This window comes from Streptomyces dysideae (genome assembly GCF_001514305.1).
Taxonomy (GTDB): Bacteria; Actinomycetota; Actinomycetes; order Streptomycetales; family Streptomycetaceae; genus Streptomyces; species Streptomyces dysideae.
Genome location: NZ_KQ949075.1, coordinates 345,443 through 370,311 on the forward strand (window position 1 = coordinate 345,443; position 24,869 = coordinate 370,311).

General features: G+C 71.1%; 22 protein-coding genes and 1 pseudogene. 15 read left to right on the plus strand and 8 right to left on the minus strand.

Annotated elements, in window-relative coordinates; all coding sequences use genetic code 11:
• A pseudogene (locus tag AQJ91_RS51730) lies at positions 1 to 143 on the plus strand (MFS transporter); the annotation flags it as partial.
• Positions 144 to 145: 2 nt separating this feature from the next.
• On the opposite strand, the gene AQJ91_RS01525 reads toward AQJ91_RS51730, so the two are convergent.
• On the minus strand, positions 146 to 544 hold the full coding sequence (locus tag AQJ91_RS01525) for a glyoxalase/bleomycin resistance/extradiol dioxygenase family protein (RefSeq protein WP_067015013.1): 399 nt from the start codon (positions 542 to 544) through the stop codon (positions 146 to 148).
• A 13-nt stretch (positions 545 to 557) separates the two neighbouring features.
• Positions 558 to 1,193, minus strand: coding sequence for a TIGR03085 family metal-binding protein (locus AQJ91_RS01530; RefSeq protein WP_067015016.1), 636 nt, complete (start codon positions 1,191 to 1,193; stop codon positions 558 to 560).
• A gap of 74 nt (positions 1,194 to 1,267) precedes the next feature.
• Between AQJ91_RS01530 and hisI the strand changes: the two genes are divergently transcribed.
• From hisI to lgt, 11 genes are all read left to right on the plus strand, one after another.
• Complete coding sequence (gene hisI / locus AQJ91_RS01535; RefSeq protein ID WP_067015018.1) at positions 1,268 to 1,705, plus strand: phosphoribosyl-AMP cyclohydrolase; 438 nt, start codon at positions 1,268 to 1,270, stop codon at positions 1,703 to 1,705.
• An 11-nt stretch (positions 1,706 to 1,716) separates the two neighbouring features.
• Positions 1,717 to 3,204, plus strand: coding sequence for an anthranilate synthase component I (locus AQJ91_RS01540; RefSeq protein ID WP_067015020.1), 1,488 nt, complete (start codon positions 1,717 to 1,719; stop codon positions 3,202 to 3,204).
• A 52-nt stretch (positions 3,205 to 3,256) separates the two neighbouring features.
• On the plus strand, positions 3,257 to 3,898 hold the full coding sequence (locus tag AQJ91_RS01545) for a TIGR02234 family membrane protein (protein WP_067015035.1): 642 nt from the start codon (positions 3,257 to 3,259) through the stop codon (positions 3,896 to 3,898).
• Positions 3,899 to 4,003: 105 nt separating this feature from the next.
• A complete protein-coding gene (locus AQJ91_RS01550; RefSeq protein ID WP_067015040.1) occupies positions 4,004 to 4,252 on the plus strand; it encodes an HGxxPAAW family protein in 249 nt (82 codons plus the stop codon).
• Between the two features lie 85 nt (positions 4,253 to 4,337).
• The gene (locus tag AQJ91_RS01555; RefSeq protein WP_067015043.1) at positions 4,338 to 4,784 is read left to right on the plus strand and encodes a DUF2752 domain-containing protein; all 447 of its coding nucleotides are present in this window, start codon (positions 4,338 to 4,340) and stop codon (positions 4,782 to 4,784) included.
• A gap of 126 nt (positions 4,785 to 4,910) precedes the next feature.
• Entirely contained in the window at positions 4,911 to 5,720 is an 810-nt protein-coding gene (trpC, locus tag AQJ91_RS01560; protein WP_067015046.1) for an indole-3-glycerol phosphate synthase TrpC, read from the plus strand.
• A gap of 22 nt (positions 5,721 to 5,742) precedes the next feature.
• Positions 5,743 to 5,916, plus strand: a complete 174-nt coding sequence (gene trpM, locus AQJ91_RS51735) for a tryptophan biosynthesis modulator TrpM (protein WP_199847835.1) — start codon at positions 5,743 to 5,745, stop codon at positions 5,914 to 5,916.
• Positions 5,917 to 6,050: 134 nt separating this feature from the next.
• On the plus strand, positions 6,051 to 7,337 hold the full coding sequence (trpB, locus tag AQJ91_RS01565; RefSeq protein WP_067015048.1) for a tryptophan synthase subunit beta: 1,287 nt from the start codon (positions 6,051 to 6,053) through the stop codon (positions 7,335 to 7,337).
• On the plus strand, positions 7,334 to 8,152 hold the full coding sequence (gene trpA, locus AQJ91_RS01570; RefSeq protein WP_067015051.1) for a tryptophan synthase subunit alpha: 819 nt from the start codon (positions 7,334 to 7,336) through the stop codon (positions 8,150 to 8,152). Before trpB ends, trpA begins: the two co-directional genes overlap by 4 nt.
• 88 nt (positions 8,153 to 8,240) lie before the next feature.
• A complete protein-coding gene (locus tag AQJ91_RS01575; protein WP_067015053.1) occupies positions 8,241 to 9,017 on the plus strand; it encodes a DsbA family protein in 777 nt (258 codons plus the stop codon).
• 90 nt (positions 9,018 to 9,107) lie between these two features.
• Entirely contained in the window at positions 9,108 to 10,064 is a 957-nt protein-coding gene (gene lgt / locus AQJ91_RS01580; protein ID WP_067015065.1) for a prolipoprotein diacylglyceryl transferase, read from the plus strand.
• Between the two features lie 78 nt (positions 10,065 to 10,142).
• Here the strand turns inward: lgt and AQJ91_RS01585 are convergent, their stop codons facing one another.
• Genes AQJ91_RS01585 through AQJ91_RS01610 form a run of 6 tightly spaced genes read right to left on the minus strand, consistent with a single transcriptional unit; the run spans position 10,143 to position 17,375 of the window.
• Positions 10,143 to 10,973 (minus strand): HpcH/HpaI aldolase/citrate lyase family protein, encoded by an 831-nt coding sequence (locus AQJ91_RS01585; RefSeq protein ID WP_067015068.1) that lies wholly within the window; start codon positions 10,971 to 10,973, stop codon positions 10,143 to 10,145.
• A complete protein-coding gene (locus tag AQJ91_RS01590; RefSeq protein WP_067015070.1) occupies positions 10,970 to 12,208 on the minus strand; it encodes a CaiB/BaiF CoA transferase family protein in 1,239 nt (412 codons plus the stop codon). The genes AQJ91_RS01585 and AQJ91_RS01590 overlap by 4 nt, the downstream gene beginning before the upstream one ends.
• Before the next feature lie 43 nt (positions 12,209 to 12,251).
• On the minus strand, positions 12,252 to 13,643 hold the full coding sequence (locus AQJ91_RS01595) for an ADP-ribosylglycohydrolase family protein (protein WP_067015073.1): 1,392 nt from the start codon (positions 13,641 to 13,643) through the stop codon (positions 12,252 to 12,254).
• Positions 13,631 to 14,806, minus strand: a complete 1,176-nt coding sequence (locus tag AQJ91_RS01600) for an ADP-ribosylglycohydrolase family protein (RefSeq protein WP_067016063.1) — start codon at positions 14,804 to 14,806, stop codon at positions 13,631 to 13,633. The genes AQJ91_RS01595 and AQJ91_RS01600 overlap by 13 nt, the downstream gene beginning before the upstream one ends.
• An 8-nt stretch (positions 14,807 to 14,814) precedes the next feature.
• On the minus strand, positions 14,815 to 16,257 hold the full coding sequence (locus AQJ91_RS01605; RefSeq protein ID WP_067015077.1) for an ADP-ribosylglycohydrolase family protein: 1,443 nt from the start codon (positions 16,255 to 16,257) through the stop codon (positions 14,815 to 14,817).
• On the minus strand, positions 16,254 to 17,375 hold the full coding sequence (locus AQJ91_RS01610) for an ADP-ribosylglycohydrolase family protein (RefSeq protein ID WP_067015080.1): 1,122 nt from the start codon (positions 17,373 to 17,375) through the stop codon (positions 16,254 to 16,256). The genes AQJ91_RS01605 and AQJ91_RS01610 overlap by 4 nt, the downstream gene beginning before the upstream one ends.
• Before the next feature lie 260 nt (positions 17,376 to 17,635).
• On the opposite strand from AQJ91_RS01610, the gene AQJ91_RS01615 reads away from it, so the two are divergent.
• From AQJ91_RS01615 to AQJ91_RS01625, 3 genes are all read left to right on the plus strand, one after another.
• A complete protein-coding gene (locus AQJ91_RS01615; RefSeq protein WP_067015082.1) occupies positions 17,636 to 18,367 on the plus strand; it encodes a VIT1/CCC1 transporter family protein in 732 nt (243 codons plus the stop codon).
• 378 nt (positions 18,368 to 18,745) lie between these two features.
• Entirely contained in the window at positions 18,746 to 23,362 is a 4,617-nt protein-coding gene (gltB, locus tag AQJ91_RS01620) for a glutamate synthase large subunit (RefSeq protein ID WP_079084616.1), read from the plus strand.
• Positions 23,355 to 24,818: a glutamate synthase subunit beta gene (locus AQJ91_RS01625; RefSeq protein WP_067015089.1), complete on the plus strand. Its 1,464-nt coding sequence runs from the start codon at positions 23,355 to 23,357 to the stop codon at positions 24,816 to 24,818. The genes gltB and AQJ91_RS01625 overlap by 8 nt, the downstream gene beginning before the upstream one ends.
• Positions 24,819 to 24,869: the final 51 nt, after the last annotated feature.

Here is a 24,869-nt window from a genome sequence, read left to right on the forward strand (position 1 = left end):
CGCCGCTCGGCATGCCGCCGGCCGCCGCGGCGATCGGCGTGTGGGGTACCGGCCCGGTGTTCGTCGTCAGCGCGGCGGTCTGTGGCCTCGGCGGCGTGGTTGCCCTGGCCGTCCGCGACCTCCGCCGCGCCGAACTGCCCTGACCTCACTCCTTCGGCTGCGCCAGCTGCACGAGATTCCCCACCGTGTCGTCGAGTACGGCCGTGATGAACGGCCCCTGCTCCTGCGGATCCTGCGTGAACCCGACCCCGAGCTTGCGCAGCCGCTCGTACTCCGCCTCGACGTCGTCCACGGAGAACACGATGCACGGCAGGCCCGCCTCGCGCACCGCCTTGCGGTACGGGTCCGCGATCGGGCCCTGGCCGGGCTCCAGGAGGAGCTGGAGGTCCGGCTGGCCGCCCTCGGGTGCGCCGACCGTGACGAACAGCGTGCCGCCGCCGAGGTCCATGTGCGTGCGGGTCTCGAAGCCGAGAACGTCCGTGTAGAAGGCGTGCGCCTTGGCCACGTCGTCGACGTACACGTTCGTCATCGCGACCTTGATCACAGGCGCGCTCCTCTCAGATGCCGAGCTGCTTCGTCTCGTGCAGCTTCGCGATCGCGTCCTTGTCGCCGTCCAGCTCGACGTCGGCCGCGTTCTGCCGGCCGTAGGTGAACAGCAGCAGCTCAGACGGCTCCCCGGTCACCGTCACCACCGGCGTGCCGCGGTGCGCGACCGCCGTCTGGCCGTTCGGGCGGCGCAGCACCACGCCCGTCGGCGCCGTGCGGCCCATCAGCCGGGCCGAGCGCTCCAGACGGGACCAGAGGGCGTCCTGGAAGACCGGGTCGAGCTCGCGCGGCGCCCAGTCGGGCCGGGCGCGGCGGACGTCCTCGGTGTGGACGTAGAACTCGATGGTGTTCGACATCTCCTCGACCTGCTTGAGCGCGAAGGGCGAGAAGCGCGGCGGGCCCGTACGGATCAGCTGGATCAGCTCCTCGTACGGCTTGTCCGTGAACTCCGCCATCACCCGCTCCAGGCGTGGCTCGAGCTGCTTGATCAGGATGCCGGCGGCGGCGTCGGGGCGGCGTTCGCGCACGACCACGTGCGCGGCCAGGTCTCGGGTCGTCCAGCCCTCGCAGAGGGTCGGGGCATCGGGGCCCTCGGCCTCCAACAGATCGGCCAGAAGAAGTCGTTCACGCTTGGCGAAGGTCGACATGCTGCCAGCCTACGACCGCTCCTCGGGTCCGCCCAGTGGACACCCGGCCGTGACTGTCAGAGGCGCGCGGCACAATGGCATCCATGACCACCAGCACGCCCCGCCGGCCCAGCCAGCTGGACCCCGAGATCGCCGCGCGCCTCAAGCGCAGCGCCGACGGGCTCCTCCCCGCCATCGCCCAGCAGTACGACACCGGTGAGGTGCTCATGCTCGGCTGGATGGACGACGAGGCGCTGCACCGGACCCTGACCACCGGCCGCTGCACGTACTGGTCGCGCAGCCGCCGGGAGTACTGGGTGAAGGGCGACACCTCCGGCCACTTCCAGTGGGTCAGGTCCGTCGCCCTCGACTGTGACGCCGACACCCTGCTGGTCAAGGTCGACCAGGTCGGCGCCGCCTGCCACACCGGCGCACGCACCTGCTTCGACGCCGACGTGCTGCTCAAGGACGCCACCGACGGCGCCGTCGGCACCCTCGGCGCCGATTCCGGCGTACCGGCCTCGGATCAGTAAGGTCAGCCGCCATGGACCTCGAGACGTTCCGCAAGCTGGCCACCGACCGCCGCGTCATCCCCGTCACCCGCAAGCTCCTCGCCGACGGCGACACCCCGGTCGCGCTCTACCGCAAGCTCGCCGCCGAGCGCCCCGGCACATTCCTGCTGGAGTCCGCGGAGAACGGCCGCACAGCGTTTCGATGGTCTCGCTACTCCTTCGTCGGTGTCCGCTCCGCCGCGACGCTCACCGCGCGGGACGGCCAGGCGCACTGGCTGGGCGCGCCACCCGTCGGCGTCCCCATGGACGGCGACCCGCTCGCCGCCCTGCGCGCCACCATCGAGGCCCTGCACACCCCGCACCAGGAGGGCCTGCCGCCCTTCACCGGCGGCATGGTCGGCTACCTCGGCTACGACATCGTGCGCCGCCTGGAGAAGATCGGCCCCGGCGAGCGGGACGACCTCGGGCTGCCCGAGCTCACCATGCTCCTCACCAGCGACCTCGCCGTCATGGACCACTGGGAGGGCTCGGTCCTGCTGATCGCCAACGCGATCAACCACAACGACCTCGACACGGGCGTCGACGAGGCCTACGCCGACGCCGTGGCCCGCCTGGACGCCATGGAAGCGGACCTGTCCCGTGCGGTCGCCCAGCCGCCCGCGGTCCTGCCGCCCTCCGAGCTGCCCGAGTACACCGCGCTGTGGGGCGGCCCCGACTTCCGGGTGGCCGTCGAGGACATCAAGGAGCGCATCCGCGCGGGCGAGGCCTTCCAGGTCGTCCCCTCACAGCGCTTCGAAACGCCGTGCACGGCCAGCGCGCTGGACGTGTACCGGGTCCTCCGGGCGACCAACCCGTCCCCGTACATGTACCTGTTCCGCTTCGACGGCTTCGACGTCGTCGGCTCGTCCCCCGAGGCCCTGGTCAAGGTCGAGGACGGGCAGGCCATGGTCCACCCCATCGCCGGTACCCGGCACCGCGGCGCGACCCCACAGGAGGACCAGGCCCTCGCCGACGAGCTGCTCGCCGACCCCAAGGAACGCGCCGAGCACCTGATGCTCGTCGACCTGGGCCGCAACGACCTGGGCCGGGTCTGCGAGCCGGGCTCCGTCGAGGTCGTCGACTTCATGTCGATCGAGATGTACTCGCACGTGATGCACATCGTCTCGACGGTCACCGGCCGGATCGCGGCCGGCCGCACCGCGTTCGACGTCCTGACAGCCTGCTTCCCGGCCGGCACCCTCTCCGGCGCCCCCAAGCCGCGCGCCATGCAGATCATCGACGAACTCGAGCCGTCCCGGCGGGGGTTGTACGGCGGCTGCGTCGGCTACCTCGACTTCGCGGGCGACTCCGACACGGCCATCGCCATCCGCACGGCCCTGCTCCGCGACGGCACGGCGTACGTCCAGGCCGGCGCCGGCATCGTCGCGGACTCCGACCCGGTCGCGGAGGACAACGAGTGCCGCAACAAGGCGGCGGCGGTCCTGCGGGCCGTGCACACGGCGAACCGGCTGGCGAAGTAGGGCCATTCTCACGTGAACCCCGGGTGACGGTTCGCCCGGGGTGCAGGCGATAGTGGGGTACGTGACAGCTGTACCGCACCCCCGTTCCGATGCCGCAGGACCCGCCCGGGCCGGCCGCACGAGTCTCGCCGTCGCTCTGCTCAGCGGGGCGCTCGGCGCGGCCGTGGCGCTGCTGGCGACCCGGCAGCAGTGGTCGGAGGGCACCGCGACCGTGGCCGGCGGCGCCTTCCCGCTGACCGCCTCCGGCAGCGACGTCACGGGCGTTCCCGCGGCCCTCGCCATAGTGGGCCTCGCCGCGCTCGTCGCCGTCTTCGCCGTCCGCCGCACCGGCCGCTTCCTGGTCGCCGCGCTCCTCGCCCTGGCCGGCGCCGGCACCGTCGTCGCCGCCCTCCTCGGCGCGTCCGACAGCTCCGCCCTGGACGAGAAGGCCGCCCAGGCCTCCGGCGACACCTCGGCCACCGTCGACGCCCTCAGCCACACCGCCTGGCCGTACGCCGCGGCCGCCGGCGGTGTCCTGCTCCTCCTCGCCGGACTGCTCGCCCTGCGCTACGGCCGCCTGTGGCCCGCGATGTCCGGCCGCTACGAACGCAACGGCGCCACCAGGCCACGCCGTACGGCCCCCGTCGTCGACCCCGACCGTCCCGAGGACCTCTGGAAGGCCCTAGACCGGGGTGAGGACCCGACCGGCGCGTAAGCGGGTCGGGCACGCCGTGACCCCCGGTCACTTCGCGCGCGGGCGTGCGGGACAATGACATCGAGCGTCCGGCTCAGACATGTACTCAGCAACGAGGAGCAAGCAATGGCGGGCAGCAGCCACGGTCACACCCCGGCCGCCTGGACCGGTGTCATGATCGCCTTCGTCGGTTTCTGCGTGGCGGGCGCCTTCACGGTGATGGCCAGCCCGGCGGGCTTCTGGGCCGGTATGGCGATCGTGGTCCTCGGCGGGGTCATCGGCTGGGTCATGAGCGCGATGGGCCTCGGCCAGCCGAAGAAGACCCAGCCCGTGGACCTCATGGACCGGCGCGCGCCGGCGAGCGTCGAGAGCTGATCGCGCGCGGCGGTCGCGTACGACGTGTCGGAGGGGCGGCCGGACGGCCGCCCCTCACGCGCGTGTGCGGCCCGGCGGGGGCACAATGCAAGACGTGAACGCCGACAGCCAGAGAGTGACACCGTCGCGGGCCGGAGCCGTACTCGGACGGCTGGCCGTCCCGGCCGGAGTGCTCGGGGCCGTCGTCGGGGCCTTCGCCTACGTCGCGGCCGTGGACCCCAACGAGCCCGGCCACTACCCGGCCTGCCCCCTGCTCCAGTACACGGGCATCTACTGCCCCGGCTGCGGCGGACTGCGCAGCGCCCACGCCTTCATCCACGGCGACTTCCTGACCGCGCTCCAGGCCAACGCGCCGGCCGTCGTCGGCTATCTGCTCTTCGCCGTGCTGTGGACCGTCTGGGTGGTCCGTGTCGGGCGCGGCAAGCCGGTACGGGTCGATCTCGGGCCGGCGCAGCTGTGGACAGCGGGTGCGTTGCTGCTGCTCTTCACGGTTGTCCGGAACCTGCCGTTCGGTGGCTGGCTGCATCCTTGATCAACTGGGGAACGTCCAGGTAGTGGGACCGGCGTCAACCGGATGCGAGGCCTACGCCCTCCTCCGGATACCATCGCAGTGACCACTGTTTTCTGCTAGTCAACCGTCTGGAAGGGGGCCGCTCGCGTGAGTGTGCTCGACGAGATCATCGACGGAGTCCGTGCCGACCTCGCGGAGCGGCAGGCGCGCGTCAGCCTCGACGAGCTCAAGGAGCGCGCGGCGAAGGCTCCCGCGGCCAAGGACGGCGTGGCCGCCCTGCGCGGCGACGGCGTCAAGGTCATCTGCGAGGTCAAGCGCTCCAGCCCGTCCAAGGGCGCGCTGGCCGCGATCGCCGACCCGGCCGGGCTCGCCGCGGACTACGAGGCGGGCGGTGCGGCCGTCATCTCCGTCCTCACCGAGGAGCGCCGCTTCGGCGGCTCGCTGGCCGACCTGGAGGCGGTACGCGCGCGCGTGGACATCCCCGTGCTGCGCAAGGACTTCATCGTCACGTCGTACCAGCTGTGGGAGGCCCGGGCGTACGGCGCGGACCTGGTGCTGCTGATCGTCGCGGCCCTCGACCAGTCGGCCCTGGAGTCGCTGATCGAGCGTGCCGTGTCCATCGGACTGACCCCGCTGGTCGAGGTGCACGACGAGGACGAGGTCGACCGCGCGGTCGACGCAGGCGCGAAGGTCATCGGCGTCAACGCGCGCAACCTCAAGACCCTCGAGGTCGACCGCACGACGTTCGAGCGGGTGGCGCCGGAGATCCCCGCCAGCATCGTCAAGGTGGCCGAGTCGGGCGTCCGCGGCCCGCACGACCTCATCGCGTACGCCAACGCCGGCGCCGACGCGGTCCTGGTCGGCGAGTCCCTCGTCACCGGCCGCGACCCCAAGACGGCGGTGGCCGACCTGGTGGCAGCGGGCACCCACCCCGCACTGCGGCACGGCCGAGGCTGATCTCCCGGTAGGCTGAGCGGCGATGAATCTGACGATCACCCTGGCGGCCAGGGACCCGTACGCCCGCCTCGCGCGTGGCTGCCGGCCCCGAGGCTGCCGTGCCCCCGCCCGCAGGGTGCACGGCCGCCGGGTGCGATACGTCATCGGCGACGAGCCGGGCCAGGTGAACGGCCGTCGATGGCAGCGCGCCCCTTAGGGGCGCGGGGCTGTGCCCGAATATGCGGCTCCACCGCATGGGCGCGACAAGCCACAGACGACCTGTAGCCGCCTGAAAGAACCCCGCCCCCACGGCGATCAGTGCCCAACACACACTCACCGTGAGGTTTCCGCATGCCCAGCGAGTTCTTCATCCCCGACCCCGAGGGTCAGGTACCCAGCACCGAAGGCTACTTCGGCGCGTTCGGCGGCAAGTTCATCCCGGAGGCCCTCGTCGCCGCCGTGGACGAGGTCGCCGTCGAGTACGACAAGGCCAAGCACGACCCCGAGTTCGCCCGTGAACTCGACGACCTGCTGGTCAACTACACAGGCCGCCCGTCGGCGCTCACCGAGGTCCCCCGTTTCGCCGCGGAAGCGGGCGGCGCCCGGGTGTTCCTCAAGCGCGAGGACCTCAACCACACCGGCTCCCACAAGATCAACAACGTGCTCGGTCAGGCCCTGCTCACCAAGCGCATGGGCAAGACCCGCGTCATCGCGGAGACCGGCGCCGGTCAGCACGGCGTGGCCACGGCCACCGCCTGCGCGCTGTTCGGCCTCGAGTGCACGATCTACATGGGCGAGATCGACACCCAGCGCCAGGCCCTCAACGTGGCCCGGATGCGGATGCTCGGCGCCGAGGTCATCGCGGTGAAGTCCGGCAGCCGCACGCTGAAGGACGCCATCAACGAGGCCTTCCGCGACTGGGTCGCCAACGTCGACCGCACCCACTACCTGTTCGGGACCGTGGCCGGCCCGCACCCCTTCCCGGCCATGGTGCGCGACTTCCACCGCGTCATCGGCGTCGAGGCGCGACGCCAGCTCCTGGAGCGCGCCGGCCGGCTGCCCGACGTCGCGATCGCCTGCGTCGGCGGCGGCTCCAACGCCATCGGCCTCTTCCACGCCTTCATCCCCGACGCGGACGTCCGCCTCATCGGCTGCGAGCCCGCGGGGCACGGCGTCGAGACCGGTGAGCACGCCGCCACGCTCACCGCCGGTGAGCCCGGCATCCTGCACGGCTCGCGGTCCTACGTCCTCCAGGACGACGAGGGCCAGATCACCGAGCCGTACTCGATCTCGGCCGGTCTGGACTACCCGGGCATCGGGCCCGAGCACTCCTACCTCAAGGACACCGGCCGCGCCGAGTACCGCGCGGTCACCGACGACGCCGCCATGCAGGCGCTGCGTCTGCTGTCGCGCACCGAGGGCATCATCCCGGCGATCGAGAGCGCCCACGCGCTCGCCGGGGCCCTCGAGGTCGGCAGGGAGCTGGGCAAGGACGGGCTGATCGTCGTCAACCTGTCCGGCCGTGGCGACAAGGACATGGACACGGCCGCCCGCTACTTCGGCCTGTACGACACCGACGCCGAGGTGGCGTCCAACGCCGGCGACGGCACCGCGGAGATCGAGGGGGACGCCAAGTGAGCGGCAACATCCAGCTGTTGACGGACACCCTGCACGCCGCCAGGGCCGAGGGCCGCGCCGCCCTCATCGCCTACCTCCCGGCCGGGTTCCCGACCGTGGACGGCGGCATCGACGCGATCAAGGCCGTCCTCGAGGGCGGTGCGGACGTGGTCGAGGTCGGCCTGCCGCACAGCGACCCCGTCCTCGACGGCCCCGTCATCCAGACCGCCGACGACATCGCCCTGCGCGGCGGCGTCAGGATCGCGGACGTCATGCGGACGGTCCGGGAGGCCCACCGGGGCACCGGGAAGCCGGTCCTCGTCATGACGTACTGGAACCCCATCGACCGCTACGGCGTCGAGCGCTTCACCGCCGAACTCGCCGAGGCGGGCGGCGCGGGCTGCATCCTGCCCGACCTCCCCGTCCAGGAGGCGGCCCTGTGGCGCGAGCATGCCGAGAAGCACGGGCTCGCGACGGTCTTCGTCGTGGCGCCCAGCAGCAAGGACGCACGGCTCGCGGAGATCACCGCGGCGGGCAGCGGCTTCGTCTACGCCGCCTCCCTGATGGGCGTCACCGGCACCCGTGAGTCGGTGGGCGCGCAGGCCCAGGACCTGGTCGAGCGCACCCGCGCCACCGGCACCGACCTGCCCGTCTGCGTCGGCCTCGGCGTCTCGGACGCCCGGCAGGCCGCCGAGGTCGCCGGCTTCGCCGACGGCGTGATCGTCGGCTCGGCCTTCGTGAAGCGGATGCTGGACGCGGCGGACGACGCGGCCGGCGTCGAGGCCGTGCGCGCGCTCGCCGGTGAGCTGGCGAAGGGCGTGCGCGGACAGGCGTAGCAAGGCATGACATTTGGTACAGGTCACTCGAACGGGTGGACCTGGGGCCGGGGAGGCGCTGGGCGCCTCCCCGGTTCGTTCTGCGGGTGTGAGTGAGAAGAATCGTGAGGGAAAGCGCACGGCCCGGGAGCGCCTGGCGGCAGAGCGCGAGAAGCACAAGGCCGCCGAGAAGCGGCGCCGCACACTGATCGTGGGCGCCGGCGTCGTCTGCGTCCTGGGACTCGCGGCGGTGATCGGCGTCATCGCGGCCAATGCCGGCAAGGACGAAGGCAGCGCATCGGCGGGCCCGGTCATGGCGCCCTCGGGGGCGAACGGCGAGGACAGCCTGGCGATCCCGGTCGGCAAGGAGAGCGCCAAGTCGACGCTCACGATCTGGGAGGACTTCCGCTGCCCGGCCTGCAAGTCCTTCGAGGACGCGTACCGCTCGACCATCCATGAGCTGACGGGTTCGGGTCAGCTGAAGGTCGAGTACCACCTGGCGACGATCATCGACGGCAACATGGGCGGCAGCGGCTCCCGCAAGTCGGCCAACGCCGCGGCCTGCGCCCAGGACGCCGGGAAGTTCACCGAATACCACGACGTGCTGTACGTGAACCAGCCCGCGGAGACCGACGACGCCTTCGCCGCGGAGAGCAAGCTGCTCGAGCTGGCCGGGAAGGTCGACGGCCTCGACACGGCCGCCTTCCGCAAGTGCGTCGAGGACGGCACCCACAACAGCTGGGTCGAGAAGTCCGCCGAGGCCTTCCGCAGCGGCGGGTTCACCGGCACGCCGACGGTGCTGTTCAACGGCAAGAACATCTACCAGGACCAGACGATGACACCGGCGAAGCTGAAGCAGATGGTGGAGGAGGCCGACAAGGGGTGACCGCCGCCGGCCCGGGGTGCCGCCCGTTATGGACCCGTAGCCGGGCTGCCTGCCGTCGGCGCCGCCCGGCAGGGTAGCGTCGATCCTGCCATGGAACTTGCCTACATTCCCAGCCCGTCGCGCGGAGTGCTGTACCTCGGCCCCATTCCGCTGCGCGGCTACGCGTTCTGCATCATCATCGGTGTCTTCGTTGCCGTCTGGCTCGGCAACAAACGCTGGGTGGCCCGCGGCGGGCGGCCCGGTACGGTGGCCGACATCGCGGTCTGGGCCGTCCCGTTCGGCCTGGTCGGCGGTCGGCTCTACCACGTGATCACGGACTACCAGCTGTACTTCAGCGAGGGCCGCGACTGGGCGGACGCCTTCAAGATCTGGGAGGGCGGCCTCGGCATCTGGGGCGCGATCGCGTTCGGTGCGCTGGGCGCGTGGATCGGCTGCCGGCGCCGGGGCATCCCGATGCCCGCCTACGCCGACGCCGTCGCCCCCGGTATCGCCCTCGCGCAGGGCATCGGACGCTGGGGCAACTGGTTCAACCAGGAGCTGTACGGGCGGTCGACCGACCTCCCCTGGGCGCTGGAGATCACGTCCTCGTCGGACGGGCGGGTGCCGGGCACGTACCACCCGACGTTCCTGTACGAGTCCCTGTGGTGCATCGGCGTCGCGGTGCTGGTGATCTGGGCCGACCGCCGCTTCAAACTCGGCCACGGGCGGGCGTTCGCGCTCTACGTCGCCGCGTACTGCGCGGGCCGGTTCTGGATCGAGTACATGCGTGTCGACGACGCCCACCACATCCTGGGCCTGCGGCTGAACAACTGGACCGCGCTGGCCGTGTTCCTGCTCGCGGTGGTGTACCTCGTGCTGTCGGCGAAGAAGCGGCCCGGGCGGGAAGAGATCGTCGAGCCCGGTGCGGCCGACGGTGACGATGCCGGTGCCTCCGGCGGTGCGGCCGAGAGCGATGCGGAGGCCGACGCGGAGGAGAAGGACGCCGCCGCGAAGGAAGACGCCGAGGACGACGCCAAGGACGGGGCCGAGTCGGCGAAGAAGAGCTGACCGGTTCGTCGTACGTCGAGTCGTACGTCGATGAGGGCGCCCGGAGTTTCCGGGCGCCCTTGTCGTGCTTGCCGTGCCTCAGCTTCTGCGGGCGAGTGACAGGGTTCTCCGCGCCGATGCCACCACCGACGCGTCGATGAAGCGGCCGTCCGGGAGGGCCTGGGCGCCCTGGTCCGCCGTCGCCGCTTTGATGATCGTTTCCGCCTGTTCGAGTTCCTCCCCCGTGGGCAGGTACGCGCGCTCGATCACCGGGAGCTGGCGGGGGTGGATGGCCGCCCGGCCCAGGAAGCCCAGGGCGCGGCCGTGGGCGCAGGAGGCGGTCAGGCCGTCCAGGTCGCGGATGTCGGGGTGGACCGACTGGGATGGTGGAGGCAGGCCCGCCGCTCTTGCCGCCACGACGACCCGGGAGCGGGACCAGTCGAGGCCCGCGTCGTCCCGTGCGCCCAGGTCGGCCCGCAGGTCCGCGTCGCCCAGCGCGATGCCGTGCAGGGACGGGTGGGCGGCGGCGATGGCGTAGGCGTGTTCGATGCCCAGGGCCGATTCCAGGAGGGCGTGGAGGGCCGGTGCGCCTCCGGCGGTGGGGGGTGTCGTCTCCGCGACGTGGATGATCTGGGCGGGGGCGGTCACCTTCGGGAGACGAAGGCCGGACACGCCCGGGAGGGCGGCCAGGGTGTCGAGGTCGGCTGCCGCCCAGGGGGTGTCCAGGGCGTTCACGCGGACGTGGACCGGAACCGGCTGGGGGGTGGTGAGGAGTTCGGCCGTGGCCTCGCGGGCGTAGTCCTTGCGGTCGGGGGCGACCGCGTCCTCCAGGTCGATCACCACCACGTCGGCGCCGGCGGTCAGGGCCTTGGCCACTACCCGGGGGCGGTCGCCGGGGGCGTACAGCCAGGTGAGGGGGTGCGGTCTCACAGGGCGCCCTCCTCGCGCAGGGCGGCCAACTCGGCCGGGGTCAGACCCAGTTCGGTGAGGAGTTCGTCCGTGTCGGCGCCGTGCGGGCGGCCCGCCCAGTGGATGGTGCCGGGGGTGGCGGAGAGGCGGAAGAGGACGTTCTGCATGCGGAGCGGGCCCAGTTCGGGGTCGTCGATCGTGGTGATGGTGTCGAGGGCCTGGTACTGAGGATCCGTCAGTACGTCGCGTACGTCCTGGATCGGGGCCACCGCCGCCTCCGCCTTCTCGAAGGCCGCGAGGACCTCGGTGCGGGTGCGGCGGGCGATCCAGTCGCCGACCGCCCGGTCCAGGACGTCGGCGTGGCGGGCCCGGTCGGCGCCCGTCGCGAACCACGGTTCGTCGATCAGGTCCGGCCTGCCGACCAGGCGCATCACCCGTTCGGCGATCGACTGGGCCGATGTCGAGACCGCGACCCAGGCGCCGTCCGCTGTGCGGTACGTGTTGCGCGGGGCGTTGTTGGCGGATCGGTTGCCGGTGCGCTCCTGTACGTATCCCAGCTGGTCGTACCAGGTCGGCTGAGGGCCCAGCGCGGTCAGGATCGGCTCGATGATCGCCATGTCGACGGCCTGGCCCTCGCCGGTGAGGTCCCGGGCCGCCAGTGCCGTCATCACGGCGTACGCGGTCGCCAGGCCCGCGATGGAGTCGGCCAGGCCGAAGGGCGGGAGCGTCGGGGGTGCGTCCGGTGCGCCGGTGACCGCGGCGAAGCCGCTCATCGCCTCGGCGAGGGTGCCGAAGCCGGGGCGGTGGGCGTACGGGCCGAACTGGCCGAACGCGGTGACGCGGGTGAGGATCAGGCGGGGGTTGACGGCGGAGAGTTCCGGCCAGCCGAGGTCCCACTTCTCCAGGGTGCCGGGGCGGAAGTTCTCGATGACGACGTCCGCGGTGGCGGCCAGGCGGAGGAGGGTGGCGCGGCCGCCCGGTTTCGAGAGGTCGAGGGTGATCGTGTGCTTGTTGCGGCCGAGGACCTTCCACCAGAGGCCCACACCGTTCTTCGACGGGCCGTGGCCGCGGGAGGGGTCCGGCTTGGTGGGGTGCTCGATCTTGATGACCTCCGCGCCGTAGTCGCCGAGCAGGGTGGCGGCGAGGGGGCCGGCGAAGAGGGTGGCGAGGTCCAGGACGCGGAGGCCGGTGAGGGGGGCGGGGCGCTGGGCTTGGCTCTGGGTGGGGCTCTGGTGTGCGGTGCCGGGTGTCGTCATGAGGCGTACTGCGTTTCGGTCTCCGAGCGGTACGGCATCGAGGTCATGGGCGGGGGGCCTCCGCGTGGGTGACGGTGTGGGTGAGTTGGGCGAGGGTGTCGAAGCCGGTGCCGTTGAAGTCGGCGACGGAGGTGGCGAGGCGGTTCTTGAGGGGGGCCGTCCAGCGGTCGGGGAGGGCGGTGGGGGTGCCGGCCAGGAGGGCGGCGATGCCGCCGGTTGTCGCGCCATTGGAGTCGGTGTCCCAACCGCCGGACACCGCACGGCAGATGGAGCCGGTGAAGTCGCCGTTCGCGTGGGTGAGGGCGGCGGCGATCAGGGCGGTGTTGGGGATGGCGTGGACCCAGTGGTGGATGTGGGCGTGGGTGGCGTGGAGTTCGTCGACGATCGTGTCGAAGTTCTCGTGGGTCTGGGCCAGTTGGATGGCGTGGGTGACTGCCAGGGACAGGCGAGAGGTCGGGGGGATCACTGTGAGGCCGGTGCGCAGGCAGGTGTGGATGTCGTGGTTGCCGGTGGCTGCCTCCGCGATGGTGGCCGCCGTGAACATCGCCGCGTAGACGCCGTTGGCGGTGTGGGTGAGGGTGGCGTCTCTGTGGGCCTGTTCCGCTGCGGCGGCCGGGTTGCCGGGGTTGGTCCAGCCGTGGACGTCGGCGCGGATCAGGGCGCCGATCCATTCGCGGAAGGGGTTGCGCCGGCGGGCCGTGTGCGGGGGGTTGATGCCGGTGAGGAGGTTGCGGTAGGCGATGCGTTCGGCTGTGAAGGTGCGGCCGGCTGGGAGTTCGTCGAGCCAGAGGGTTGCCACGTCTGTGGTGGTGAAGGACTTGCCGTGGCGTTGGAGCAGGAGGAGGTTGAGGAGGGGGTAGTTGAGGTCGTCGTCCTCTGGCATGCCGTCGATGTTCTCGGCGAGGGAGGTATGTGCCGAGCCGCGGTTCCAGGGGTGGGCGGTGAGGAGGCATTGAGGGACTCCCTTGGCTGTGAAGTATGTGTTGAGGGGCCAGTTGCCGGTGGGTTTGGCTAGTTGGCGGATGGCGTTGAGGGGGAGCTTTTCGACTGGTTTGCCCAGGAGGCAGCCGGCGGCTCGGCCCAGCCAGGCTGCTTCCAGGTGGGCCTGGGTGGGTGGGTTGGTCGCGGGCTGCGCAGGCTGTGCGGGCTGGTGTGGCCAGTTCGGGCACAGGGTCTTGATGCTTGCCAGGTCCGTTGGCTCTTGTTCCTTCAACTTGCTTGGCAGGTATGCCAGTTCGTCCAACAAGTCCTCTGCCAGCGTTCGTAGGTAACGCGACGCCGGTTCCGGTGACGCACCTGCCCGCAGCGGGGCCTCACGTCCGCCCGCTGCCCTCCATCTCGCCTCGATCGCCGACGGCTCCCGGCCGTCCTGGGCTGCCTGGCGGAGTTCGTGGCCCAGTAGGTCCTCCGGCTGGACCCAGGTCAGTCGGAGCATCTCGGGCCTCCCAGCTCCGTGAACGCCTGCTCGTGTGCTCGGCGGCGGTGTACGTCCCGTTCGTGGATCTCGCGGGTCACCCGGGTGAGCGTTGCCGCCGGTTCCCAGAGGTCCAGGCGGCTGGCCTCCGCCACCGTTTTCGACCAGTCCTCGGGGACCGGTGAGCCCAGGGCGCCTGCCAGCGCGCCGGCCATCGTGGCGGTCGAGTCGCAGTCCCTGCCGTAGTTCACCGCGCCCAGGACCGCTTGGCGGTGGTTGCCGCCGGAGACCAGCAACATGCCCAGGGCGACGGGGAGTTCCTCGATCGTGTGGAGGCGGGATGGGCGGCGGGCGTTCAGGGAGGGCTGCCGGTAGTCGGGGCCCACCGTGTCGTACGGCGTCACGGCCTCCCGGAGCGGGCCCAGTGCCGACTCGAAGTCCGTGTGGTGCGACGCCACTTCGCAGACCTTGTCGATTGCTGTTCGTGTGCCGTCCTTCGCCAGGGACAGGCAGGTCTTCACCACCGAGTCCGGTGTCGCGCCCGGTGTGCACGCCGCCGCCACCGCCGCCGCGAAGACGGCCGCCGCCTCTCGGCCGTACGACGACTGGTGTGCGCCGGCGATGTCCAGGGCCTCGGCGTATGCCCCGGCGGGGTTGGCCGCGTTGACCAGGCCGACCGGGGCCATGTACATCGCCGCGCCGCAGTTGACGATGTTCCCCACGCCTGCCTCCCGGGGGTCGACATGGCCGTAGTGGAGGCGGGCCACCAGCCATTTCTCCGCCAGGAAGATCCGTTGGAGGGGGAGGGCCTCGGCCTCCAGTTCCGGGATCCAGCGCGGGGTCGTCATCAGGTCCGGGACCAGGTGGTCGGCGATCGCGTATGCGTCCAGGTGGTCGCGGACCTGGGCGTAGACCTTGATCAGCGCATGCGTCATCAGGGTGTCGTCGGTGACGTGGCCGTCGCCCTTGTGATACGGGGCGATGGGGCGCGCCGTGCGCCAGGCGTCGCCGTTCCAGGGGCCGACGATGCCGTGGATGCGGCCACCGTGGCGTTCGACGATCTGGTCGGGGGAGTAGCCCTCGACGGGGCCGCCGAGTGCGTCGCCGACGGCTGCGCCGACCAGGGCGCCGGTGATGCGCTCCTCCAGACCGGCCTGACGGATTTCTGCTCCTTTGGGCGTCATGCCCAGAATCATCCTCCTGGTGGGGCCGGTCGCGTGGCTTCCAGGAGTTCGGCGAGTTCCACCAGGTCCGTGCCGGTGAGGCGGGGGAGTACGCAGCCGGAGAGGGTGCGGCAGGTGTCGCGCCAGGAGGCGGGGATCGACTCGCCGCCGGCCAACGCGCCGGTCAGCGCGCCCGCGAGTGCCGGTGCGGAGTCCGCGACTCGCGACAGACAGGCTGCCGCCGGTACCGCTTCCGCGATGCGGCCGCCCGCTGCCGTGGCCAGGGCGAGGGCTACCGGGACCGTTTCCGCGGCCGCGATGCCGTAGCTGTAGACGTGGTCGACGATCTGGTGTTCCAGGGCGGGGACCAGGGCGAACGCGCTGTCCGCGGCGCGGGCGAGGGTCAGGGCGTGGCGGGCGTTGCGGCCGATCTCCGTGGCTTCGGGGAGTTCGGTGAGGGCCGCTGTCACGCAGGTCTCGATGTCCTCGCCGGCCAGGGCGAGGGCCAGGGCCGCTGCCATCGCCCGTGCGCCGTGTACGCCGTCGCCGTCCTGGGTGTAGCGGGCGTCGAACTCGGCCAGGTCCGCGGCGCGTTGGGGGTCGCCGGGGTGGGCTACGGCCAGGACGCAGGCTCTTACGCAGGCCGCGTCGTCGAAGTAGTGCGGGTTGTCGTGGCCGGTGGCGGGTGGGCGTAGGCCGGTGGCGAGGTTGCCGAGGCCGGCTCGGACGGAGATGCGGGCGCGGAGGGGGAGGAGGGCGGATTCGACTTCGGGGGCGCGGGCTGCGGCGGCGGCGACCTCGCTGGCTACGGCGTTCCAGGTCAGGTCGATTGCGGCGCGGGTTCGGCGTTGTCGGCTGAGGTCGCCCAGGGCGGTGTCGTCGCCGGCGCGGAGTACGGCTTCTGCGGCGAAGGCTGCCCATTCGGCGTCGTCGGAGGGGCCCAGGCGGAGGGGTTCGGGGGGTTGGTTGAGGGCGATGGGGACGGGGAGGGTGGTTGTCGCGTTCTGCTCGGCGAAGGTGTCCAGTTCGCGGGTGAGGCGGCGGGTCCATTCGGGCATACGGGCGGCTCGGTGGCGGGCGGACGGCCAGCCGGCGGCGTCGCCTGCGGCCAGACCTAGCAGGAGGCCCTCGATTCGGCGGCGGGGGTGGGTGCGGGCTGTTTCGGCCTCGGCTTCGCCTTCGGCCATGTTGTTCCCACCCGCACCACCCATGACAGTTTCGTGGTCGGGTGCGGGTGGCCCTTGTGGGGTGGGCTCGCCGCCGGCGGCTGCGGGTTTGGTCTGGTTCGTGGTGTGCGTGGCGGTTTCGTGGTCGGGTGCGGGTGGCCCCTGCGGGGCCTCCTCGTCGTCGGTGGTCGCGGGCTCGCTCGGCTCCGCCGTGCCCCTGGGATCCGCGATGTCGAGATCGTCCGCCGGCGCCGTGGGCCCCGTCCCGACTGGCATCCCCTCGTCCCATGGGCCGGGCGGCCTCACCGGCCCGTCTCCGGCTGGTCGTCTGCCGCCAGGGTGAAGGCGTTCGGGCCAGGTGGCGGCCATGAGCCGTGGGGTACGGGGGGCTCACCGCGTACGGATTCGTTTGTACCCCACTTCCCGCCCTCCCCGGCCGTCAGCAGCTCCGCCACCTCCAGTACGTGATGGCCCGCCATCGCCGGCAGGCAGCTCCCCCGCGCCGGGCCGATCGCCCCCGCCCAGTCCGCCGGGATCGATGACGCCCCCTGCGTCGCACCTGCCAGCGCGCCCGCCACCGCTGCCGTCGTGTCGGCGTCGCGGCCCATGTTCACGGCTGTCAGGACCGCCTGGGTGAAGTCGCCGTCGGCCGCCGCGTACGCGCCGAAGGCGAGGGCGACCGCCTCGGGGGCCAGGTCGGTCCAGGGGTAGCCGCCGATGACGACCGCTGAGCGGACCGCCCGTTCGCCTCGGTGGGCGACGGCCACCGCACGGCGTAGGGAGCGGGCCGTCCAGGAGTCGTCGGGGACCACGGCCAGGGCCGAGGCCACCACAGCGACGGTCGGGGCGCCCGCCATCGCCGCCGCCACTCCCGCCGCCACCGCCTGGCCGCCGTAGATGCCCTCGCCGTCGTGGCTCACCGAGCCGTCGATCGCCACCAGGCGGGCGGCTTCGGCTGGGCGGCCCGCCGCGAAGACGCCGAAGGGGGCCGCCCGCATCGCCAGGCCGTCGCTCCACGCGTGGCGGTGCTGGGCCGAGATGGGGGCCGCCAGTCCTCTCCGGAGGTTCTCCAGCGTGCCGCGTTCACTGAAGCCCGCTCCCCGGAACGGGCCCTCGTCGCGGTCCGCGATCCACTCGTGCCAGGCCGCCTCCACATGGACGGGGGTGAGGGCCGAGCCGTGGCGGGCCAGGAGGAGGCCCGAGAAGATCGCGTACTCGGTGTCGTCCGTACCGGCCGGGGTGTCGGTGACATAGCCCGTGATGCGGCCCCACTTCGCGCGGATCTCCGACGGCTTCATGTTCTCGGCGGGCGCGCCCAGCGCGTCGCCCACGGCCAGGCCGAGCAGTGCGCCGCGGGCCCGCTCGCGGAGTTCGGCGGCGTTGTCGGGCGCCGGGACAGAGGGAATGCAGGCGATCGATGCCATACGCGGCCTCTCCTCTCAGGGGGCGCCTCCAGGGCGCTCGACCCTTTGCGGATCTGTCCCCGGGGAGGTGTTCCGCGCAGCCTCACGGGCCTCGGCGTCACCCGGTCGACATTTGTGCATGGTCTCGTTCGGATGAGCGGTTGAGGGTAAAGGTGCTGGTTAGCGCAGCCTTTCCTTGCTGGTGGAGCTGAAATTCCGGGCGTATGTTTGGCGTTGTCGAAAAGTAGAAGTTGTCCAAAGAAGCTTTCGGGGGGACCCTCATGGCCATCATCGACACCGAGGCGGCGTTGCACGTGGCGCACCGCGACAACCACACGCACCGGGACGTGAACGGCGGCTGGCTGCGGCCCGCCGTCTTCGGGGCGATGGACGGGCTGGTCTCCAATCTCGCCCTGATGACCGGTGTCGCCGGTGGGGTGGCCGGGCACCAGACCGTCGTGCTGAGCGGGTTCGCCGGGCTTGCCGCCGGCGCCTTCTCCATGGCCGCCGGTGAGTACACGTCCGTCGCCTCGCAGCGCGAGCTCGTCGAGGCCGAGCTGGACGTCGAGCGGCGGGAGCTGAGAAAGCATCCGAAGGATGAAGAGGCTGAGCTCGCTGCTCTTTATCAGGCGCGTGGTGTCGAGGTGGAGCTGGCGCGGGAAGTCGCCAAGCAGCTGTCCCGGGATCCTGAGCAGGCGCTGGAGATACACGCGCGTGAGGAGCTCGGTATCGACCCGGGTGACCTGCCGTCGCCGGTGGTCGCCGCCGTGTCGTCCTTCGGGGCGTTCGCGCTGGGCGCCCTGCTGCCCGTACTGCCCTATCTGCTCGGCGCGACCTCGCTGTGGCCGACCGTGCTGCTCGCGCTGGCCGGGCTGTTCGCCTGTGGAGCGATCGTGGCCAAGGTGACCGCGCGGACCTGGTGGTTCAGCGGGCTGAGGCAGCTCGCCCTCGGAGGTGCCGCGGCCGGTGTGACGTACGCCCTGGGCAGCTTGTTCGGAACCGCCGTAGGATAGTTCGGCTGCAGGTTATGCGTTGGGCCGCATAAGTAGCCGTTACTCGCTGGTTTCGAATGGTTAACCACCGGGCATGAGCCGTAAGCGCTGTGGGCAATGAGGCCTGCCGCGCATCCGCGAGGTGAGCGACGACGCTCGCCTCGCGCACGGGTCGAAGGGCAACGATCTGACCGATCTGTCCTGGAGTCCCCCCATACTTTCCGCCGCCGAGCGCGGTGCCCCCGCCGTGACCCCGCGGCGTCCGCATGTTGGAACGGAGTATCCGGTTCCCGAGGACCGCTCCATCATGTAACCTGCACGAAATTTTGCACTCACGCAGAGGGCCAACGTCGTCCCTCGGCAATCTGCATATGCCACATGACGACGACGGGAGAGCCGATGCGTACGCCGCGCCAGCCGTCCCAGCACTCCACGAATAGCCAGAACTGGTCGTTCATGGATGCTCGCCCTGCTGCGCAGGGTATGTACGACCCCCGCAACGAACACGACGCGTGCGGCGTCGGTTTCGTCGCCACCCTCACCGGCGAGGCGTCCCACACCCTGGTCGAGCAGGCCCTCACGGTGCTGCGCAACCTGGAGCACCGCGGTGCCACCGGCTCCGAGCCCGACTCCGGCGACGGCGCCGGCATCCTGTCCCAGGTTCCCGACACCTTCTTCCGTGAGGTGGCCGGATTCGAGCTGCCCGCGGCCGGTGGCTACGCCGTCGGTATCGCCTTCCTGCCGGAGGACTCCGCGGACGACGCCGTCTCAGAGATTGAGACGATCGCCGCCGACGAGGGCCTGACGGTCCTCGGCTGGCGCGAGGTGCCCGTCGCGCCCGAACTGCTCGGTGCCACCGCCCGGTCGACGATGCCGCTCTTCCGGCAGATCTTCGTCACCGACGGCGCCAGCAAGGACATCGCGCTCGACCGCAAGGCCTTCGTGCTGCGCAAGCGCGCCGAGCGGGAGGCGGGTGTCTACTTCCCGTCGCTTTCGGCCCGCACCATCGTCTACAAGGGCATGCTGACCACCGGCCAGCTGGAGCCGTTCTTCCCGGACCTGTCCGACCGCCGGTTCGCCTCGGCCGTCGCCCTCGTCCACTCGCGGTTCTCGACGAACACCTTCCCGAGCTGGCCGCTTGCGCACCCGTACCGCTTCGTCGCGCACAACGGTGAGATCAACACCGTCAAGGGCAACCGCAACTGGATGGTCGCCCGCGAGTCCCAGCTGGTCTCGGACCTGTTCGGTTCCGACGGCAAGGGCATCGAGCGCATCTTCCCGGTCTGTACGCCGGACGCCTCGGACTCCGCCTCCTTCGACGAGGTCCTCGAACTCCTGCACCTGGGCGGCCGTTCGCTGCCGCACTCCGTGCTGATGATGATCCCGGAGGCGTGGGAGAACCACGACTCCATGGACCCGGCCCGGCGCGCCTTCTACCAGTTCCACGCCACGATGATGGAGCCCTGGGACGGCCCGGCCTGCGTCACCTTCACCGACGGCAAGCAGGTCGGCGCGGTCCTCGACCGCAACGGTCTGCGCCCCGGCCGCTACTGGGTCACCGACGACGGCCTCGTCGTCCTCGGCTCCGAGGTCGGCGTCCTCGACATCGACCCCGCGAAGGTCGTCCGCAAGGGCCGGCTGCAGCCCGGCAAGATGTTCCTCGTCGACACCGTCGAGCACCGCATCATCGAGGACGACGAGATCAAGGCCGGCCTCGCCACCGAGCAGCCGTACGCCGAGTGGCTGGACGCCGGCGAGATCGAGCTGTCCGACCTGCCCGAGCGCGAGCACATCGTGCACACGCACGCCTCGGTCACCCGCCGCCAGCAGACCTTCGGCTACACCGAGGAGGAGCTGCGCGTCATCCTCGCGCCGATGGCCAAGGCCGGTGCCGAGCCGATCGGTTCGATGGGTACCGACTCGCCGATCGCCGCGCTGAGCGAGCGTCCGCGGCTGCTCTTCGACTACTTCACCCAGCTGTTCGCGCAGGTCACCAACCCGCCGCTGGATGCCATCCGCGAGGAGCTCGTGACCTCGCTGCGCTCCTCGCTGGGCCCGCAGGGCAACCTGCTGGAGCCGACCGCCGCGTCGTGCCGGACGGTCACCCTGCCCTTCCCGGTGATCGACAACGACGAGCTGGCCAAGCTCATCCACATCAACGCCGACGGCGACATGCCGGGCTTCAAGGCCGCGACCCTGTCCGGCCTGTACAAGGTGCACGGCGGCGGTGACGCCCTCGCCGCGCGCATCGAGGAGATCTGCGCCGAGGCCGACGCCGCCATCGAGAACGGCGCCCGCCTGATCGTCCTGTCGGACCGCCACTCGGACGCCGAGCACGCGCCGATCCCGTCGCTGCTGCTCACCGCGGCCGTCCACCACCACCTCATCCGCACCAAGCAGCGCACCCAGGTGGGCCTGCTGGTCGAGGCCGGCGACGTCCGCGAGGTCCACCACGTCGCCCTGCTCATCGGCTTCGGCGCCGCGGCCGTGAACCCGTACCTGGCGATGGAGTCCGTCGAGGACCTGGTCCGCGCCGGCACGTTCCTGTCGGACATCGAGGCCGAGCAGGCCATCCGCAACCTGATCTACGCCCTCGGCAAGGGCGTCCTGAAGGTCATGTCCAAGATGGGCATCTCCACGGTCGCCTCCTACCGCGGCGCCCAGGTCTTCGAGGCCGTCGGTCTCGACACCGCCTTCGTGGAGAAGTACTTCAACGGCACCGCCACCAAGATCGGCGGCGTCGGCATCGACGTCGTCGCCAAGGAGGTCGCCGCCCGCCACGCCAAGGCGTACCCGGCGAGCGGCATCGCGCCCGCCCACCGTGCCCTGGAGATAGGCGGCGAGTACCAGTGGCGCCGTGAGGGCGAGCCGCACCTGTTCGACCCGGAGACGGTCTTCCGCCTCCAGCACTCGACGCGTGCCAACCGCTACGACATCTTCAAGAAGTACACGGACCGGGTGAACGAGCAGTCCGAGCGGCTGATGACGCTCCGCGGTCTGTTCGGCTTCAAGACCGGTATTGATGGCCGCTCGCCGATCTCCGTCGACGAGGTCGAGCCGGTCTCCGAGATCGTCAAGCGGTTCTCCACGGGCGCCATGTCGTACGGCTCCATCTCCAAGGAGGCGCACGAGACCCTCGCCATCGCCATGAACCAGCTGGGCGGCAAGTCCAACACCGGTGAGGGCGGCGAGGACCCGGACCGTCTGTACGACCCGGCGCGCCGGTCCAGCATCAAGCAGGTCGCCTCCGGCCGCTTCGGTGTGACCTCCGAGTACCTGGTCAACGCGGACGACATCCAGATCAAGATGGCCCAGGGCGCCAAGCCCGGTGAGGGCGGTCAGCTGCCCGGCCACAAGGTGTACCCGTGGGTCGCGAAGACGCGTCACTCGACGCCGGGTGTCGGCCTCATCTCGCCGCCGCCGCACCACGACATCTACTCCATCGAGGACCTGGCCCAGCTGATCCACGACCTGAAGAACGCGAACCCGCAGGCGCGGATTCACGTCAAGCTGGTCTCCGAGGTCGGTGTCGGCACGGTCGCGGCCGGTGTGTCCAAGGCCCACGCGGACGTCGTGCTCATCTCCGGCCACGACGGCGGCACGGGTGCCTCGCCGCTGACGTCGCTCAAGCACGCCGGCGGTCCCTGGGAGCTGGGTCTCGCCGAGACCCAGCAGACCCTGCTGCTCAACGGCCTGCGCGACCGCATCGTCGTGCAGACCGACGGCCAGCTGAAGACCGGCCGTGACGTCGTCATCGCCGCGCTGCTCGGCGCCGAGGAGTTCGGTTTCGCGACCGCGCCGCTCGTCGTCTCCGGCTGCGTCATGATGCGCGTCTGCCACCTGGACACCTGCCCGGTCGGTATCGCCACCCAGAACCCGACCCTCAGGGACCGGTTCGCCGGCAAGGCCGAGTACGTCGTGAACTTCTTCCGGTTCATCGCCGAAGAGGTCCGCGAGATCCTCGCCGAGCTGGGCTTCCGCTCCATCGAGGAGGCCGTCGGCCACGCCGAGACGCTCGACGTCACCCGTGCCGTCGACCACTGGAAGGCGCAGGGCCTGGACCTGGCCCCGCTGTTCCACGTGCCCGCGCTGCCCGAGGGCGCGGTGCGCCACCAGCTGATCGAGCAGGACCACGGCCTGGAGAAGGCGCTCGACAACGAGCTCGTCAAGCTCGCCGCCGACGCGCTGGCCGCGGACTCCGCGACCGACGCCCAGCCGGTGCGCGCCCAGGTCGCGATCCGCAACATCAACCGCACGGTCGGCACCATGCTCGGCCACGAGGTGACGAAGAAGTTCGGCGGCGCGGGTCTGCCCGACGGCACCATCGACATCACCTTCACCGGGTCCGCGGGCCAGTCCTTCGGTGCCTTCCTGCCGCGCGGTGTCACGCTGCGCCTCGAGGGTGACGCCAACGACTACGTCGGCAAGGGTCTGTCGGGTGGTCGTGTCGTGGTGCGTCCCGACCGGGGCGCCGACCACCTCGCCGAGTACTCGACGATCGCGGGCAACACCATCGCGTACGGCGCGACCGGTGGTGAGCTGTTCCTGCGCGGCCGTACCGGTGAGCGGTTCTGCGTCCGCAACTCCGGTGCACTGGTGGTCTCCGAGGGCGTCGGCGACCACGGCTGCGAGTACATGACCGGCGGTCACGCGGTGGTCCTCGGCGAGACCGGGCGCAACTTCGCGGCCGGCATGTCCGGTGGCGTCGCGTACGTCATCGACCTCGACCGGGACAACGTCAACGTCGGCAACGTGGGCGCCGTAGAGGCCCTCGACGACGCCGACAAGCAGTGGCTGCACGACGTGGTGCGCCGCCACCAGGAGGAGACCGCCTCCACGGTCGCCGAGAAGCTGCTCGCCGAGTGGGATACCCCTGGAGGAGGGGTCGAGCGCTTCAGCAAGATCATCCCCAGCACGTACAAGGCAGTGCTCGCCGCCAAGGACGCCGCCGAGCGAGCCGGTCTCTCCGAGACCGAGATCACCGAGAAGATGATGGAGGCGGCGACCAATGGCTGATCCCAAGGGCTTTCTCAACCATGGCCGTGAGGTCGCCAAGTCCCGCCCGGTGGACGTGCGTCTCAAGGACTGGAACGAGGTCTACGTTCCCGGTTCCCTGCTGCCGATCATCAGCAAGCAGGCCAGCCGGTGCATGGACTGCGGCATCCCGTTCTGCCACAACGGCTGCCCGCTGGGGAACCTGATCCCCGAGTGGAACGACTACGCCTACCGCGAGGACTGGAGCGCCGCCTCCGAGCGGCTGCACGCGACGAACAACTTCCCGGAGTTCACCGGGCGGCTGTGCCCGGCCCCCTGCGAGTCGGCGTGTGTGCTGGGCATCAACCAGCCACCGGTCACCATCAAGAACGTCGAGGTCTCGATCATCGACAAGGCGTGGGAGACCGGTGACGTCGCCCCGCAGATCCCGGAGCGGCTGTCCGGCAAGACCGTCGCGGTCATCGGCTCGGGCCCGGCGGGTCTCGCCGCCGCCCAGCAGCTGACCCGGGCCGGCCACACCGTCGCCGTCTACGAGCGCGCGGACCGCATCGGAGGCCTTCTCCGGTACGGCATCCCCGAGTTCAAGATGGAGAAGCGGCACATCAACCGCCGTATCGAGCAGATGCGCGCGGAGGGCACCCGCTTCCGCACCGGTATCGAGATCGGCCGCGACCTCAAGGCGACCGACCTGAAGAAGCGGTACGACGCCGTCGTCATCGCCGCCGGTGCCACCACCGCCCGTGATCTCCCCGTCCCCGGGCGGGAGCTGACCGGCATCTACCAGGCCATGGAGTACCTGCCCCTGGCCAACAAGGTCCAGGAGGGCGACTTCGTGGCGCCCCCGATCTCGGCCGAGGGCAAGCACGTCGTGGTCATCGGCGGCGGCGACACCGGCGCGGACTGCGTGGGCACCGCCCACCGTCAGGGCGCGGCCTCGGTGACGCAGCTGGAGATCATGCCCCGCCCGAACGACGAGCGGAACCCGGTCGCGCAGCCCTGGCCGACCTTCCCGATGCTGTACAAGGTCACGTCCGCGCACGAGGAGGGCGGCGAGCGGGTCTACTCCGTCTCGACGACCCACTTCGAGGGCGACGAGGACGGCAACGTCCAGTGGCTGCACCTGAGCGAGGTCGAGTTCATCGACGGCAAGCTGACCCCGAAGCCGGGCACGGAGCGCAAGATCCCCGCCCAGTTGGTGACGCTGGCGATGGGCTTCACCGGCACCGACCGGGAGAACGGCCTCGTTGACCAGTTCGGCCTGGAGCTCGACGAGCGCGGCAACATCGCCCGCGACGCCGACTTCCAGACCAACGTCCCCGGCGTGTACGTCGCCGGTGACGCCGGTCGTGGCCAGTCGCTGATCGTGTGGGCGATCGCCGAGGGCCGCTCGGCCGCCCGTGGCGTGGACCGCTTCCTGACCGGCGCCAGCGACCTGCCGGCGCCGATCCGGCCGACGGACCGATCGCTGATGGTCTGATCCGCCGGATCAACAGACGTCCCGTACAAGGGCGTACGGAACACCAGACGG